The organism is Clostridium sp. MCC328 (genome assembly GCF_018785465.1).
Lineage (GTDB): Bacteria > Bacillota > Clostridia > Lachnospirales > Lachnospiraceae > Pilosibacter > Pilosibacter fragilis.
This window is the reverse complement of record NZ_WQPW01000013.1, coordinates 1-17269: the sequence shown is the minus strand read 5'-3', so window position 1 is coordinate 17269 and position 17269 is coordinate 1. Positions and strand designations below refer to the sequence as shown.

The 17269-nt window shown below is 47.5% G+C and carries 9 protein-coding genes; 6 read left to right on the top strand and 3 right to left on the bottom strand.

The window, feature by feature from the left end; all coding sequences use genetic code 11:
- Positions 1-10173 (top strand): SpaA isopeptide-forming pilin-related protein, encoded by a 10173-nt coding sequence (locus GPK83_RS02165; protein ID WP_215703891.1) that lies wholly within the window; start codon positions 1-3, stop codon positions 10171-10173.
- Positions 10174-10231: 58 nt separating this feature from the next.
- Positions 10232-11176, top strand: coding sequence for a hypothetical protein (locus GPK83_RS02160; RefSeq protein WP_215703890.1), 945 nt, complete (start codon positions 10232-10234; stop codon positions 11174-11176).
- On the opposite strand, the gene GPK83_RS02155 is transcribed toward GPK83_RS02160, so the two are convergent.
- Positions 11168-11524, bottom strand: coding sequence for an arsenate reductase family protein (locus GPK83_RS02155; RefSeq protein ID WP_015553955.1), 357 nt, complete (start codon positions 11522-11524; stop codon positions 11168-11170). The two genes, GPK83_RS02160 and GPK83_RS02155, sit on opposite strands and share 9 nt — an antisense overlap.
- Before the next feature lie 188 nt (positions 11525-11712).
- Between GPK83_RS02155 and GPK83_RS02150 the strand changes: the two genes are divergently transcribed.
- From GPK83_RS02150 to GPK83_RS02140, 3 genes are all read left to right on the top strand, one after another.
- Positions 11713-12237, top strand: coding sequence for a membrane protein (locus tag GPK83_RS02150; protein WP_015553956.1), 525 nt, complete (start codon positions 11713-11715; stop codon positions 12235-12237).
- Between the two features lie 241 nt (positions 12238-12478).
- On the top strand, positions 12479-12940 hold the full coding sequence (locus GPK83_RS02145; RefSeq protein ID WP_021905808.1) for a MarR family transcriptional regulator: 462 nt from the start codon (positions 12479-12481) through the stop codon (positions 12938-12940).
- Between the two features lie 128 nt (positions 12941-13068).
- Positions 13069-13230 (top strand): hypothetical protein, encoded by a 162-nt coding sequence (locus GPK83_RS02140; protein ID WP_215703889.1) that lies wholly within the window; start codon positions 13069-13071, stop codon positions 13228-13230.
- A gap of 134 nt (positions 13231-13364) precedes the next feature.
- Here the strand turns inward: GPK83_RS02140 and GPK83_RS02135 are convergent, their stop codons facing one another.
- Both GPK83_RS02135 and GPK83_RS02130 read right to left on the bottom strand, forming a co-directional pair.
- A complete protein-coding gene (locus tag GPK83_RS02135) occupies positions 13365-13886 on the bottom strand; it encodes a nitroreductase (RefSeq protein WP_178275919.1) in 522 nt (173 codons plus the stop codon).
- Between the two features lie 205 nt (positions 13887-14091).
- On the bottom strand, positions 14092-15402 hold the full coding sequence (locus tag GPK83_RS02130) for a hypothetical protein (RefSeq protein WP_215703888.1): 1311 nt from the start codon (positions 15400-15402) through the stop codon (positions 14092-14094).
- Between the two features lie 370 nt (positions 15403-15772).
- Here GPK83_RS02130 and dcuC point away from each other — a divergent pair, with 370 nt between their 5' ends.
- Positions 15773-17161, top strand: a complete 1389-nt coding sequence (gene dcuC / locus GPK83_RS02125; protein ID WP_215703887.1) for a C4-dicarboxylate transporter DcuC — start codon at positions 15773-15775, stop codon at positions 17159-17161.
- Positions 17162-17269: the final 108 nt, after the last annotated feature.

Sequence of the window (17269 nt, the reverse complement as noted above, 5' to 3'; positions counted from 1 at the left end):
ATGGAAGAGAAAAGAAGAAGGCGATGGTTGGCTGGATTTCTGGCAGTCATTATGACGATCACGGGAGTGGGGATTCCACTCCCGTTCCCGTCCGAGGCATCGGATGTGTGGCCGCAGAAATCGACGGCCCCGTATTACTGCCTCGATGGGGGAAAAGGCTGGAAGAAGGTCGACCGGTATGATATGTATAAGTTTGATACGATGCCGTCTCCACTTACGGAAACGCAGGCGAAACGGTTATTCTGGGCATATCCGGACAACTGGTCGGCACTGAAGGACGCGGCAAAAAAGTTTGATCCGGGTCTTTATGCGGAGATCGCGTCTACGACGTCCAGTGCCAATATCGTAAAGTATGTGAAAGACGATGCAGGGACAAAATTTGCCTGGGTGGCTGACAATCCGGAAATTGAAGACCGCGCGATCGCTGTTATGGAGCAGGCGTCCTCCGTCGGGCTGGCGGCGGGAAAAGAAGCTCCGGATGCGATCAGGGGAGCAACTTCGGAAGATACGGCAGTGCCATTTCAGGTACTGCCTTTTTCTGACGGACCTGGCGCCCTGGATACGGAGTTTGTTCTCGGAAAAGAGTTTATCCGGGATATCGCGAAGATCGAGCCCCAGAGTGTGTGGGACAATGGATCCACAGGGGGAAACGTGGGATGGCTTGACGCATCCCAGGATAAAAATATCGCGAAATCGGTGATGGGACAAAATCTGTATGAGGTGACCTGGAGCGGGGATGCGATCCGGATCCACAACAATGGTTCGGTGACCGCAAATGAGAATGCTGTCGGAAGCAATATGACGGATGAAGAGAAATACAACAAGACAACGGTGCGGTATAAGATTACTATGAAAGGCAATTCCGGCTGGTATACGGAAGGCAGCTGGAATCCGGAATATCTCAGGGAGTGGATGGACTTTAAGGTCTGCATCAACGCGCCGGAACATCAGAGACTCTACAAAGCGGATATGAGGATCATTCCGTCTGATATGGTGTTCTATCTGGTGATCAGCCAGGATGGGGAAGGCGGCGGATCAGGCACTCTGGGTGACGGGGAAATACCGGAATATGGTGTGGAGACGCCGACGCTTGAATTTCAGATCTATCGCCATAAGGAGACATTTTCAGCGGATTACAATGTCAGGCTTGTAAAACATGACGGTGAGACCGGAATGCCGCTCAAGGGAAGCCAGTTCTATCTGTATGAAAGGTTTGAGGACGGAGGAAAGATCTCAAAGACGGACGGCGAGGGAAAACTTGCGGAAAAGAACCTGAGCTTTCGTCCATGGAGCGGCTTTCAGGTGTTTTCGGAAGGAACCACGAACGGAAAAGGGGAGATAATCTACAAAGATACCAGAAAGTATGCGTATGAAAAGACATACTGTGACGGACATGCCGCGCCGTCATGGGCAAATATGCCGGAGGACCAGGAAGATGGGGATTCCGGGGATAAGGACGGGAAAAAGAGCGATGCTTATGAGGAGGCCGCGGAACAGACCAGGGATAATAACAGGGCTGCGGCAAAGCAGTGGATGGAGCTGATGGAAGCCTGTGAGGCAGAGGCGGAAGGCGGCTGCCATTTTCACTGGCTCGCGGATGAGAGCGTTTATGATGAGGTGCAGGAGGTACTGGAAAGCGGAGAACCGGATGGGAGAAGCCAGAAAAGTGCTGGAAATGAGCGAAAGCTCCGGGCTGCATCCGAAGACGCATTAGAGGAATCCGGCTGCAAGGCGGACTGTGAGGAGACATACCGGAGGTTTATCGGACTGAGGTTTACCTATACATGGAAGGAGATCCAGGCAAGAAACGGATATATCCTCCATGACCTGCACCTGGATGATATCCCTGTGGAGATGATCACGACGGATTCTTCCCAGGCGGGAGTAAACGCGGAAAAACGATCCGGAAGCAGTCGTGAGATCACGGAAAATATCTGGTATTCGGGAAATGGAGTGACAGGTGGGAGTACTGTTTCGGAGAGAAAAATACCGGTGGTAAAAAGCCACGCGGGAACAATTATGAAGAGAACGGCGTCTAATGCGGAAGCAGATACTAAAGAAGCTGCGGTTAAGGCAACGGCGTCCAATGCAGAAAAGAAGAGTATTTTTGATCGGTTTTACGACTGGTTTATGGGAAGAAGCCGGGATGAAGCTGATGATGGCGAAGAATCCGATGGCTGGGGAGAGTTTGAAGGCGTTGGGGACTTTGAGGATATTCTGGCGGATGCAGAGGAGGATGGAATCCGGCATCTGGATCCCAGGGATTCCGAAAAGTATTCGCACTGTAATGGCGCTGAGGACTGCGGGGATGCCTGGCATGTGTATGACCATCGAACTGAGGGGCGGATCCATATCACGAAAAAAGACAGAGATCTCTTTAGGGGAGAAGCGGATGATTATTCGTCCTACGGGGATACGGAAGGAGACGGAACACTTGAAGGGGCCGTTTATGGCCTTTTTGCGGCGGAAGACATCGTTCATCCTGATGCGGAGGTGACAGGAAACGGAATTCTGACCAATACCGGCGTTGTCTATAAGAAAAATGATCTTGTGGCAACGGCAGCAACAGATCAGGATGGAAATGCGGATTTTCTGTGTTATACGGAAGCACCGGGGGTGGAGTACGATTATACGGCCGGAAAGATCAGAAAAAGGACGGATATCTCCTGGAACGGGCCGGGAAACCTGTATCAGGAGAACATGGAGAAGAACGGAAACTGGTGGATCGGGAGACCGCTGATTCTGGGAAAATATTATATAAAAGAACTTTCCAGAAGTGAGGGATACGAGCTTTCGGTAAACGGAATGGATCAGGAGATCACCAACCGGGGAGCAGGCTTTGAAACTCCAGGATCTGTGACGGACGCAAATGGAACGGCTGTGGTCACGATGCCGGAACTCACAGCGGCAATGGAGGGAGATGATGGAAGTGGAAAAGGATATGATGAACTTCCATTTACGGTCACATCAGCGGGGACAGCAGGGGAAAATGGAGATGGAGGTTATGAGATCTTTGCCTATGGTTTTTCGGAAGGAACGAAATTCTACCGCGTTGATACAGGGGAGGAGCTGGTGACAGGACCTCACGTGACGGGAACAGAAGAGGTGATTGTAAAAGATGGGGCCGGGAGAACCGTATGGAAACGGGCGGAGAGCGATACCAGTGATCTTCTCTATCAGCCGGAGCGGGATGCGGCGGGAAATATTACCGGACAGGAACCGGTGAGCCGGATAGAACCGCAGATCTTAAAGGCAGAACAGATTCCGGAAAAGATACCGATGAGCCTTTCAAATCTGTCTGTCAATGAGGAAGATGAGCGGTTTCAGGTGAAACTGGAGGACTGTGACCTTTCAGACGAAACGTCGGAGAGCTTTCTCTTCTTGAAGGCTCAGACAGAGGAGATCCTTGGAAGAAACGGGTATGAAGTTCCGGTTACGGCCGGAGGTATCCGCTCGCTGGAGGATGTGCCGGTCTATAGCCGGGGAGTAAAAAAGGGCCAGAAAGATCTCTGGGGAATGACAACAGATCCGGGAGAGCCGGCAAAAAAGACCGTGTATGGTGCAGCGGTGCAGGAAATTACAGTGCCTGTCGAAAAGAATTCCTGTGTTCTGGATCTTATGAGAAGCATTTTCACCTGGTATCAGGAACATCCCCAGTGGAACTTTTGCGGAATCGATGGGATCAGAAAAGAGGATGCTGGTTATCAGGTAACGCTGTATGCAGGTGCATCTTCTATTGGAAATCGCAGATTTTTTACCTCAAAAGTGGAAAATGGGAAAAAGACGCCGGACAGTGTCTATGCGGTGTACGAGGATCCGGTAAATCTCCGCTGGGTGTATCAGGAATATAAAAATAGCGGAAAATTCCGGTTCCAGACCGACAGACAGTATGTGATTGGGTCCGCTGGAAACAGAAGATATTATCTCGATGCGACGCTGACACCGGCTCTGATGCCGGGAACAGATGGAAAGCTGACAGAGATCATGCATCAGGTCATGGTTTATCATAAAGAGGGAGAAGAGGTGCTTGATTACCTGTCGGGAGATCCGGCACATGGATACCGTGTTCCGCTGACGAGAACGGAAGATAAGATCGAAATCACAACAGAAAAAGAACTCGTGGAAAAAGATGTGGAGATTCAAAGCGTGGTGAGGGAGAAGAATGGTGTATACAGAATTCAGGTTCGGACTTCCGGAAAAGATTCGTTCGGAAAGGAATTTACCGATGGAAAGACGAGCCTCACCTTAAACTTTATCGTAAAACTTCCGGAAAAAAGTCATGCTCTGACGGAAAAGGAGATCCAGAGGATCGGAAACGCGAATGTCTGGGGATACCAGGCAGGAGACCGGATCGGGTATGCGGAATATCTTGTGAAATTCTCGGGGGCAGCGCTTGCTGTGTCAGTCTCAAAAAATCAAGACGTTTCAGACACTTACATCATTGCAAGGCGGTTGGTATACCGCGGTCAGGATAAGATCAGCGAGGATGGAGATACGGGGCTCTCGCCTGCGCTTGTACTGGAGCGGCCTGTAAAGCAGAAGGTGCAGGTGGAGAAAAAGACGGATGACGGGAGAAACATCGGGAATTTCCGGTTTAAAATTTATCTGAAGTCTAATCTGGAACGGATCTTCTGCACAAAAGACGGAGAGATTTCCTGGGTAGATAAAAACGGGAAAACGGTACAGATCGAAGAATACCAGAAAAACTTCCCGGAGCTGGTCCAGAAGATCTATACGAAAAAGGCGGATCGCCACGTACTGGAGACAGTGGAGCAGAAAATAGATCCGGATCATGGGGAAGCCGGGACGGTTAAAGGGTATAACTATGAGAAATTCTTTGCAGCTATCCGGACGGCAGACACGGATTGCTGGAAGAGAAGGGGATTCCTGTGGAATACATCATTTAAACCGTTTGCGGCCAGTCTCATTACCGGAAAGCAAAATGAGATCAATACCTCGGAATACGCGAAGGAGAATGCAAAGCGCTCGGACGCAGTCCGGCAGTTTGCCGTTGACTGGTATCTGAAAGCGGAGCAGGAACAAATGAAACAGGGAGAAAACGCATATTCGGATGAGCAATATGATCATGCGCTCTATCTTGCGATCCAGAAAGCGGAGGACTATCTGCAGCCGTTTTTCAAGTATGATCTGGGAAAAATCTATGCGATTGCCTGGGACTGCGAAGAGAATGGCGGACTAGACGGGGATAGGATGACTCTGGCGGTCCGGAAGGAAAATGGACAGGCACAGGAAGAGGCAGCGTCAGCGGTATCGAAGTATCTTCCTTACGGAGAATATGTAATCGTGGAGGAACAGCCCCATGCGCCGGAGCTTCTTGACTTTAAGAATAGGCATTATGAGATCGATGCGCCGAAGGAGATATTTCTTCCAGTGGCAGGCGGACAGACTGAGGCTGGAGATGACTGGAAGGAGAAGTATGTATACAGGACTGCAGATTCTCCGTGGGATCTTGCAAAAAAATATCTGATACGCTTTAACGAGGAGTCGGCGGAAAATCAGAAACAGGAACTTCGGGAGTATGTGATATGTGCCCACAGCAATGATGGGGATTTTGAAGTCTATCCGTATGGACTTTCTGAGAAAAAGAGAGCAGGGCATTACGAACCTTACGGGAATGAGAAGGTAAAGCAGTACTATCATTACCGGGCGGACAGTGAAAATGGAGCGAAGAGAGAGGGAAAGGAGATGATGACAGGCATAAAGACTGCCTATGACGGGGAATATGCGTCGATGCTTGTTCCATGGAGCATTGTGGATCCGAATGAGGAGAAGGAGGATACAGTCTGGGCCGGTTATGGGGAAAAGACATTTTTGAATCGAAAGTATTTCTCAAATCTGAGAATTGAGAAGCTTGACGCGGAAACTGGAGAGCCGATCCTTCATGATGACGCGGTATTTGGAGTCTATCGGGCGGAAAGAAATGAGGCGGACGACGGGGATGGTGCCGTGCGATGTTATACGGCGGATACGATGATCCTTGGAAGCCAGCATTTTCTTGAGGCGATGGGGGCAAAGGAAATCCGGACATTTGCGAGAAAGGCAGCCGGGGCCGGAGAGCTTTTCTATGGAACGGTCCCTGCCGGAACACCGATCTGTCAGGAGAGTGATCTGGTAAGCTTTACGGATAAAAATGGGCTGCAGACAGGAACACTCATGGCGATCCCGACGATTCGGGATATCGAGGAAAAGGGGATTCTCCAGGCAGTTGGATATGCAAAAACACCGAATCCGCTTCCCGCGGGGGTTTATGTGCTGGCGGAGGTGAAGCCGCCGGCCGGGTATGTGCGTTCAGGACCTGTGGCAGTAGAGATTTACAGTGACCGGATCCTGTATTCCGGAGGCTGGACAGAAGGAAAAACGGCGGCAGCAGTTTACGGGTACGAGCAGGATCCGGATGGAATCCACCCGGAAAATGTCACGGATACTGCCAGAATATATGCGGAAAATACCGCAACAATTCTGGAAATTTCAAAAACAAAGGCAATAGACTCAATTCGTGGAATGAAAGTATCAGGGCGAGTGGAAGGAACGATATCGGAACTTCGTGCACAGTACGGGCTTGAGAATCTAGATCTTGCCTACAATCATGCAGGTACATACCAGGGATTTGGCTGGAAAAAGGGGACTCTGGAGATGCTGGAGCAGAGGAAACGCGGCGGAGAACGGGTGGAGATTGTCTATGAGAATGGAATCTTTCAGGGTTATGGTTATGTGACGAGAAAACTGGAGGCGGCAGATCATCAGAATCCGTATGTAACAGGAGCCAAGCTTGCACTTTACGATGCGATCCGGGTCAATCAGACCGGGGATTCACAGGATCATGCATTTGAAGGTGTTGAGGTCACAAGGGACAGAAATGGAAATGTGACAGATATTGTTGTAAAAGAGGGATATGCCGGAGAAAAGCTGGAATTTTCCCGGGACAGAGCGTCAGTAGATGAGATGCGGGGAGAAGATACCTGGGAAATCAAGACAGTGAAGCGAAGGGATACACCGGTCTTATTCTATGATCTTGGAAATCTTGATGTGATAAAAAAGGGAAAAGACGGGACTTTCTACGGCTATGACCGGGAAGGACGGCAACAGAAGATCACCTTTGATACAGAATCGATCTATGCGTTGAAAAACGGACAGCCGGTATTTGAAATATCGGGAGGCGATTTTACAAAACTTGTGTATGACCGGAAATCGAAGGTATTTACTGCAACGGATCCGGAGACCACACTGTTTCATCTCGATGGATCTTTGTGCAGGGATGCGGAGGTTGATGCCTACACAGGCCTGGCATATGTGAAGAAGACAGAAATCGGATCAAATGGAAGAGAACAGCAGGTATTCTATGTATGGCCCGTGGTAAAGGAAACAGACACCGCGGGAAATCTGACTGGAAGAAGAAAAATACTGACGGGAAGACCGGCGGAGATCATGGAAGGAAGTGAGAATGCCTATATTACGGGAACATGGAACACGGAAACAGGGGTTTTTGAAAAATGGATGGAACCGGTTCTCGATGAGTTTGGCCTGGTGAAATATTATCCGGAGAGCGGAGCTCTGTATAAAAAGGGTGAGCCGGTCTATGACCGGGATGGGGACTATGTGACATACCGGTATGAGGAGCTTCTGGAGATGGAAAACCGGGCTGCGTATCATTTAAATGAGAGAGAAAAGCTGCTTGATGTGGGAAATCCGGAGAATGAGGCGGATGACGTGCCGCTAAAGCACAGGAAAGGAGAGTCCTATCTGATTCCAAATGTGTGGATCAGCGGCGAAAAAACGATTCAGGATGGACGGATGGATGAAAGTACGGACGGACAGCCGGACCTTTTAAGGCGGGTGATCCCGGGCAGCTATATCCTGGAAGAACTGGAAGCGCCGGATGGCTATGTCCGCACATTTCCGTCAGCAGTGGAAGTGAAGGAGACGAATGAGGTCCAGAGAGTACTCCTGTCGGATGAAAAAACAAAGGTGGAGATCGCAAAAATCGACGGAACGGAGGATTACCGCCAGAAGATAGAAAACCGCACAGATATGGAGACAAGTGAAACAGGAACAGAGATCCGGGGCACATACAGCCAGACCTTTGTAACAGGGGCGAAGCTTGCGCTGTTTAAGGCAAAGCGGGTAAATACTGCCGATCAGGATAAATATCCTAAAGGATATTATCTCGTGAAGGCAGAGGAGACACCGGCTGTGTGGAACTCGGAAGATCCTGTGGATAACCGTAAAGCTTCAGTCACTGCAATGTGGATAACGGATGAAAAACCGAAATATTTTGAAGGAATTCCTGTAGGTGATTATATTCTGGAGGAACTAGAAACACCGGGTGGCTACATTCCTGCATCCATGGAGATTACAGTGGAGGAAACAGGAAATCTGCAGAGCTTTGTTTTGAAAGACGATCATACGAAGCTGGAGGTCTTTAAGCTTGAGAGAATTGCATCCGGGGAGAAAGAGCCGTTATCCTGGCCTGCCGCAGCAGAGTTTGTCCTCTGTGAGGCAGTTCTGGATGAGAATGGGGGAGCAAAGACGGAAAACGGCGCTTATCTGTACCGGAAAGACCGAATCGTGGACAGCTGGAAGGCGGATGATCTGTCGGAATATGTTCCGGCGATTCCAGAGGCGTATGAAAAGATGTTTGGACAGTATGGAAATGAATTCCGGCAGTTCTCGTGGAAAAAGGAATTTCAGGGAAGAGTCTCTTCAGGAGATGCCAGACTTCTGGAGGATATGGCGACGGAAAACAGAAAAATCATCACACAGATCTGGGAATTATCGGATGGAAGCAGAATGCGGGTCTCAGTCACAGTTGATGGAGATCCGAAAAGATTAACATCCGACGGTCAGCTGTCACCGCGGTTTGAATACCAGTTCCGCTATCATGACAGATCATCCGAGAGGTATCCGGGAATGACCAGTTATGATATGAGAGCCGGTCTGCACCGAATTGACCGGATTCCGGAAGGAAAATATGTACTTCTTGAGACGAGAGTTCCGGACGGTTATCAGGGAGTGGAACCGATCCTTATCACGGTAGACCAGACGGAGAATATCGTCCGTTATGAGGTGGAAAACAGACGGGAACCAGAAGAAAAGATAGCATGTGGCAGGATCAGGATCCGAAAGACAGATGCGGAAGATAAAGAATTGAAACTTTCCGGGGCATGGTTTGAGGCGGTCTGCGTACAGACGGGAGAAAAGACGGTATTTATGACAGGTGCGGACGGAATTGCGCTGTCACCGGAGCTACCGATCGGTTATCTGAAAAATGGTGCCTGGGTCATGTACGAGTATGAGGTTCAGGAGATCCAGTCTCCACCCGGATATGGGTGTTCGGAAGAGACGTTTTCTATCGTATTTGACAGGGAAAAAGAAGCGGTGATCCAGTTGTATGAACTTTCGATTACGAATAAAAAGACGAGAGCACAGTTCAGCAAGTTAGATATGGCGACGGGAGAAGAACTGCCTGGAGCGTCCCTGGAGTTAAAAACGGTGGATGGAACGGTCATCGATTCCTGGATATCAGGAAAAGCTCCGCATTTTGTGGATGGAACGCTGACAGCAGGAGAGACGTATATCCTGACGGAAATATCTGCGCCGGATGGGTATGAGATCGCTGAATCCATCAAATTTACAGTGCCAATAGATGGAAGCTTTATAAAAATCGAGATGACAGACCGCAGAAAAACACTGGACGAACCGGAAAGACCTACTGAACCGGAGCTGCCGACAGAGCCGGCCGAATCTGAGACAACGGCGTCAGCGGAGACTCCGACAGAGCCGAAGGAACCGGAGACGTCTGAGAGACCGGCAGAGCCGGAACAGCCAACAGCGCCCACTCCGCATGACAAACCGAAGAAACCGGTGGAGGCAGAGTGGACAGAACCGGAATCGGAGGAGGAATCGAAACAAGAACGGGACCGAGAAAAGACGTATGGCAGGATTACAGTACGCTATGAGCGGGAATTTTCCGGCAGCACAGAGGGGCGAGTCCGTCAGAAGGACAGGACAAGTCTCAGGACCCCGGAGACTGGCGATACCCGGAGACCGGAAATTGCGGTATTTGGTCTGTTTATCGGATTCCTTGGTCTTTGGTATCTGCATATAAAGAAGGAGGAAAATGAGAGAAGAGAAGAACGTAAGGATAAAAAATGATGGGAGCCAAATATTCCGGCTTCCTGTCAAAAAAATTTCCGGTTTTTTAGGAAGTGTGATGTTTCTGTCATGTCTGGCATTTCCGCTGCCTACGTTTGCAGAGGAAGCACTTTTCACGGAAGAGGCAGCATCTGGAAATAAAAAATCAGAAGAAAAAGAGACTTTGATCTATGAAAGCCCCATATTTACGGATGGAGGTGAGGCATTCATACCGGAAGAGACAAGGAGCGAGGGGGAAAAGGAATATCGGTTGGTATCAAAACGAATCAGAAATGCGAAAAAAGCCGGAGAAATAACATATGCCCAGGTGACAATTCCCTATGACCTGGAAGGTGATGATACGGTGCCGGAGACGGCAGACGTTCCGCTTATCGATGAGGAGTCCGGCACAGAGTTTGAGCGGGAACTTTCTCTTGTAGATGTGGAAGAGACGTCGAGAAGCTGGTCGGATACCTTTTCCTTTTCTGTGACGGTATCTGGATACGGGGCAGATTCGTTCTATTTGGGAGATATGGAGATTCCTGGCGATGCAGATCTTGCTGATTATGGAGAAAAACTTTTAGAACTTGCAGGGTTGTCCCGGGTATATTATCGGGTGGACCGGGTGGAATGGGACGGAGAACCTTATATGGATGGGGAGGTGATGTTCAGAAATGCGACTGCAGGCGGAAGTAAGCTGATTCGAAATGTAAAAGCAAAATATGGAGGTCAGATCCGAACACCGGATCTGAAAGGAAAGCAGTATATTGGAATTTATGAGGAAGTTCTTCCAGAAACGGAAAATAAGACAGAAAACGCACCCGAGGCAGAGATCGTAAGTCGGGCAGAAGAAGAAACGGATCCCCCAGATCTTTTGAGAACCAGTCTGGCGGAGCGGATCATAGAATGGCTGGAGAGCCATGTCACAACGATAACGGTCAGTATCGGGATCCTGTTCTTTTTAGCAGCGGGAATCTGGTTATTCGTGAAGACAGGAAAAAAGCCAGGGTGTCAGTCACCCTAGCTTTTCCTGCCAGTCTTTTTCCTTAAAACCAGTGAGAACAAAGGAATCGCCGATAACTAACGGACGCTTTACAAGCATTCCGTCTGTTGCGAGCAAGGCAATCTGCTCTTCTTCGTTCATTGTCGGGAGTTTATCCTTCAATCCCATGGATTTATAGATAAGTCCGCTGGTGTTAAAGAATTTTTTCAACGGAAGTCCGCTCTTTTTATACCATTCTGTCAGTTCCTCCGCAGTGGGATTGTTCTCCTTGATGTGGCGGCTGGTATAGGATACATGATGCTCATCAAGCCAGCGCTTTGCTTTCTGACAGGTAGAACAGGGTGGATACTCTAGAAAAAGAATACTCATAGTGAAAAACACCTCCATGGGCTTAGTATAATGGATTTTTGCGGAGAATACAATGAGAAGGAAAAGAATTGAAGGGAGATTGCTGCGGTTCCCAGGATAGGACTGACGGGAAGAAGACATTCTGTAGAGTATGTGTTAATGTCGGGAAGTTCTAAAGAAACGGCAATCGCAGGGCATAGAAGAAAAACATGGATATATTGATTTTCCTCTCAGAATTCATGGTTCCGCTCACGGTATTTTATATCGTTGGTTCCGGAATCCTCGCAAAACGGCCGGTATTCGACGATTTCCTGGATGGTGCAAAAGAAGGAATGCGGACAGTGGCGGATGTACTTCCAACCTTGATCGGACTGATGACTGCGGTGGGAGTATTGAGAGCTTCCGGGATTCTGGAGGTATTATCAGAGCTTCTGAAATTCCCAGCCGCACTCTGCCATATCCCGGTTCCGGTAATTCCGATCATCCTGGTGAGGATCATATCCAGTTCCGCGGCTGTCGGTCTGATCCTTGATATTTTTAAAGAATACGGTCCAGATTCCTTGGTGGGAAATATGGTCTCGATCATGATGGGGTGTACGGAGACAGTATTTTACACCATGAGTGTATATTTTATGTCTGCCCATATCCGAAAGACCCGTTGGACATTGCCGGGAGCTCTAGTCGCGACAGCGGCCGGGATAGCTGCAAGTATCTTTCTGGCGGATTTATTGTAAGACCGCCAGAATGCCAGGCAAAAAGCCAGGCGTTCTCAGCGGCGGAACAGCAGCAGAACAGCAACGGGGACATAGCAGGAGAAGAGGCTGTAAGTCCTGAAATTTCCCGGAAAAAGGTCGGAAACACTTGGAAATCAGTTGTGCCGTCAGTTGGAATCGGTTATAATAAAACCCATAAAAGACAAAAGATCCGGGCTGCCAGAAGAGATCAGACAGCCCAGGGAGAAAGAGGATTCCGCTGTTGGACGATTATAAGGAACTGAATGAGATCCTGGTGAGATTATTCCGCAGCATCATGGATGTTGAGGAGAAAGCGATCATTACCCGGGAATTCCAGGATATAACAAATAACGATATGCATGTGATTGAGGCCATTGGTATAGGAACGCCGAAAAATATGTCCTCGATCGCGAAAAAGCTCTCCGTTACGGTGGGAACCTTGACGATCGCAATGAACAGCCTGGTTAAAAAGGGCTATGTGAAGAGAGAACGCGGTGAGGAAGACCGCCGGGTCGTATATATTTCGCTTTCAGATAAGGGCAAGAAGGCGTTTGTTCATCATGCAAGATTCCACAAAGAGATGATCACATCCATCATGGATGAATTTGATGATGATGAGAAGAAGATCTTGATCCGGGGTCTCACGAAACTGGATAATTGGTTTAAGAATAAGGAAGAAGAGAATAAAAAGAATCGAGAGTAGAAACGATAGACTACCTGCTCTTGATAAGATGTGTAAAAGGCAGATGTTCTTCAAAAGGATATCTGCCTTTTTGAGTATGCGCACCATGGGCGCGCTCTAACGGTGAAGGTTCCGAACACGCCCAGATAGTGGGAAAGGCAGCATGGGAAGACTTACAGGCATACTCCTGGGAGTACCTGCCACTCATCAATGCCGGACATTATATCGCAAACTATGCATGGAATGATCTCGATAAAGGCTTAAATAATTACAGCGGACTCTACTTCTGGAATGCGGGGTACGTAGAGTAGATCAGCACAAAGATCCGGATAAAAATACCTGGCAGAGATGGATCACTTCACTCTGACCAGGTATTTTTGTGTCTGTAACTGGATGTGTATAAAGACTGGCGCCGCGGTGAACAGCGGCGCCGGAAAGTTTTTGATTATTCGATATAGGCAACTTTTCCGATCCGCTCTTTCGGCTGGATCTCAGTATCCGGATCCGGATAGCCTAAAGCAGCCATCCCATAGACTACATGATCGGCCGGAACACCAAAATCATTTAAGATGTCACGGATCGCCGGAGTATCGCAGATATTCTGGAGCTGGTTGATCCATACGGAACCGACACCGTAGGAGTGGGCGGCCAGAAAGATGTTTTCAAGGGCGCAGGCATCATCCTCTTTTCCCCAGATGCTGTCACGGAGGTTCGAAGGCATGATGATTGCCGTTGGGCAGTACATGTTGTAGCCTGGGCGGTCTAAGGTCGTCTCGATCGCGTCTGCCAACCGCCTGATCGCTGCTTTATTTGTGATAACTGTAAATTTCCAGGTCTGTTTTCCACATCCGCTCGGCGCATGGAGCGCAGCCTGCACCAGATCATCCAGAATCTCTTTGGACACAGGTGCATCAGTGAATTTCCGGATGCTTCTTCTTGTCAGTATGTTGTTCATGATCTCATTCATTGAAAAGTCCTCCTGTTATGTTTGATTTATGTAATATGTTGTAACTGTTCAGTAGGTCTGCGCACTTGCTGCGCTGACCGTAAGAAAACATAGGCTGGAGGGCAAAAATCCCATTAGCGAAGCTGATCTGGAATGGATTTTTGCGTGTAACTATGAAGGTACTGAATAGTTACAATATGTTTTGCAACAGGTTGCCCGGGTGCAGCTATTCATGGATGATCCGATATACTTTCTGTGGTCTTCCTTTTGTTCCTTTCTGACGATGGTATAAGAGGGCGGCCATATGATAACGCACCATGCTATCCAACATTCGATTGGCGCTTCGAAGTGTGATATGGAGAATATCAGCCAGATCCTGGGAAGTAAAATCCGTATCGCCTAATATTTCCTTAGCTTTTAAAATTTTCTGAATGGTCAGGGTAGATAACCCTGTTTCTTCGGCCAGATTCAAAATCTGAGGGGAAACGTCACTTGAAAAGGCTACCAGTCTTCCATCTCCAAACAGACCGATCTTGTTTTTCTTCACATTGATCAGATAACTGTTATAATCCACTGTATTCATGGATTCTTTTAATGCATACAGGCTGTTGGAAACGGCATCCTGGAGACTTTCTCCTAATCCGTATCCGATACTAACGCGAAAATCACATTTTTCCTCGAGATACGTTTTCAACGTGCAGGTCTGAAAGTCACAGGTAAGCTTCTCCACGGAGTGGTGATTCGTAAACACCTGAATAAAATCATCCTGGTCTTCCTGCAGGAAGTCACAGAGATATTTTTTACTGTATGACATCAGGCACTTTTGGATTTTCTGCCTGTTTTCTTCTGTATTTGGATAAGGCTTGATATCGATCACCGCAGGGCGGTTTTTCTTCAGATTCTGGATCGTGATGTCATGCATCAGAAGCTCACTGCTCTTTAAAATATCGTCCTGATTACAGTTGACAAAGCGGCAATTTACACCTGCCTTTAAAAGGTCAGGTACGATCAGGCTTCGTCTGGACAGAGTGTATTTGACGGTTCCGCTCTTCCAGAGTTCAATGTGCTTATTTCGTTTTGTCTCCAGAGAATCCCAGATTTCATTGGGCGGTATCTGATTTATAAACTCCTGATTCTTTTCAAACCATTCCTCAAATTTTCCCTGCCTCATTTTTTCAATCAGACTTTTTGCGTTATCCGGGCACATAACATCACAGAAATCAAAGTATCCATACTGCAGTGTAAAATCCTGATATTCGAAAATGACTCTGGTAATTTCGCGGTAGAAATTACTGATACCACATTCAATGTTCCGCATTGGTTTGTGCTTCGGGTAGGATTTCTGAATGATCCGCATCGGGGCGGTTCCTCCGGCCAGAATTCCATCATACTGTTCGGAAATCTGACGATATAGATCCACAACATGTTCATATGTATAGTACACATAAACATCAATAATATCTGCGAGGTCAAGTTCCTTCAGCTCTTTTTTATAAAAAGATTCCAGATACGACGTTGATAGTAACGCTATTTTCATTTTTTAGTCCTTTCGCTTCCAGCGCTTCCTGTTTTGTCAAGTTATATATTTAAAGCGCTTGTGCCAATAGTTACGGTTCACCCTAACCGTTTGATCCCTATAAAAACCCGAAACATATACTGGTAACAGTTTATCATAGCCATTTTAAAAAGTCCAATCTAAGAATTGCCATCCCCCGGTTTATTTTTACACAGAAAATTGAATTTCGAAGCTGGTGTACAATTATTTAAAGCTATTTTAGGACATTTATCGTGTTTTTTGCTGAAAAAGTATTGATTTTTATTAGAAATTAGTATATAATTCCAACATACAGAGACGTCTTTTAATAGCCACAAATATTAATTATTCATTTTGCATAGGAGGAAGACAAATGCAGCTTTTATCTATCGCCATTACATTGGTTGTAGTAGTTCTTGTATCTGCCATGATACTCAAAAAGTACAAACCGCATGCAATTCTTTTAGGGGGCGGTATCGTTTTATTACTTAGTGCTCAGTTTCTGGGGATCAACAACATCATAACTGATGTAGAGAAGAGTACAGGTTTCTGGTTATTTGATGTTTTTGAATTGATGCGTACAACGCTGCAAAAGGATGCGGGAGCTACCGGAATGGTCATCATGGCTGCCGGCGCCTATGCAATGTTCATGAACCATGTGGGCGCGAGTGATGTTATGGTAAAAATCTGTACGAAACCGCTGAAACACCTTGGTTCTCCGTATATTGTCCTTGCATTGACGTACACAGTTGGACAGCTTCTTAATATTTTTGTTCCGAGTGCCGCTGGACTCAGCGTTTTGTTAATGGCTACCGTTTACCCGGTTCTGATCGCATTAGGTGTCAGCCACCTGTCAGCCGCTGCGGTTATTGCATCTGCTGCCTGTCTTGACCTCGGTCCGGCATCCGGTGCCTCTAATATGGCTGCCGAGATGGCTGGTTTAGAGCCAATGACATACTTCATTAAGTATCAGGTGCCGATCATGGTAGTTGTTATCCCGCTTGTAACGGTTACTCACTATCTGGTACAGAAGTATTTTGATAAAAAAGAGGGATTTGTTGCCAATAAAAATGATGCATCTGCGCAGGAAGATGATACAACAGCAGCTGGCGTTCCGAAGTTCTATGCACTTTTACCGCTGTTCCCGCTGGTACTCCTGCTTTTATTCAATGAGCTTGTTATTACTTCTATTAAAATGAATGTCGTAACAGCTATGATGATGGGTGTCTGCCTTACCATTATCCTTGAAGTCATCAGAAAACCGAAGCATGCCTTTGAGTCCGTTAAAATTATCGATGTTTTCTTTGGTGGAATGGGAAAACAGTTTGCTAACATCATTACACTGATCATGTCCGGTGAGATTTTCGCAGAAGGCTTGAAGCGCATGGGAATGATCGATCTGATCATTGAAGGCGCACAGAATATCGGATTTGGACCGATTCCGATGACGATCGTTATGGTTGCTATTATTATGATTTCTGCTATCATCATGGGTTCCGGAGCTGCACCGTTCTATGCATTTATCGCTCTGGCACCGACTGTTTCAGAGTCCTTTGGCATTCATCCGGTCATCATGTGTCTGGCAATGCAGCTTGCAACAGGAATGGGACGAAACATGTCCCCGATTTCTTCCTGTATGGTTGCTACCGCAGGATGTACAGATGGAAAGGTTCTTTCTGTTGACCTTGTAAAACGTACGGTGATCCCTATGTTTGTAGGTGCTGTCGGTCTGATCTTGGGAGATGTCATCTTCTTCATGTAACACGTGGTTTTACATAATATAAATACAAACGTAACTATTCAGTACCTTCATAGTTACGTGCAAAAATCCATTCCAGATCAGCTTCGCTGATGGGATTTTTGCCTTCCA

Coding starts and splice junctions, on each gene's coding strand:
- dcuC (WP_215703887.1), top strand. CDS start 15,773: ATGCAGCTTTTATCTATCGCCATTACATTGGTTGTAGTAGTTCTTGTA.
- GPK83_RS02155 (WP_015553955.1), bottom strand. CDS start 11,524: ATGAGTATTCTTTTTCTAGAGTATCCACCCTGTTCTACCTGTCAGAAA.
- GPK83_RS02160 (WP_215703890.1), top strand. CDS start 10,232: ATGTTTCTGTCATGTCTGGCATTTCCGCTGCCTACGTTTGCAGAGGAA.
- GPK83_RS02135 (WP_178275919.1), bottom strand. CDS start 13,886: ATGAATGAGATCATGAACAACATACTGACAAGAAGAAGCATCCGGAAA.
- GPK83_RS02165 (WP_215703891.1), top strand. CDS start 1: ATGGAAGAGAAAAGAAGAAGGCGATGGTTGGCTGGATTTCTGGCAGTC.
- GPK83_RS02130 (WP_215703888.1), bottom strand. CDS start 15,402: ATGAAAATAGCGTTACTATCAACGTCGTATCTGGAATCTTTTTATAAA.
- GPK83_RS02150 (WP_015553956.1), top strand. CDS start 11,713: ATGGATATATTGATTTTCCTCTCAGAATTCATGGTTCCGCTCACGGTA.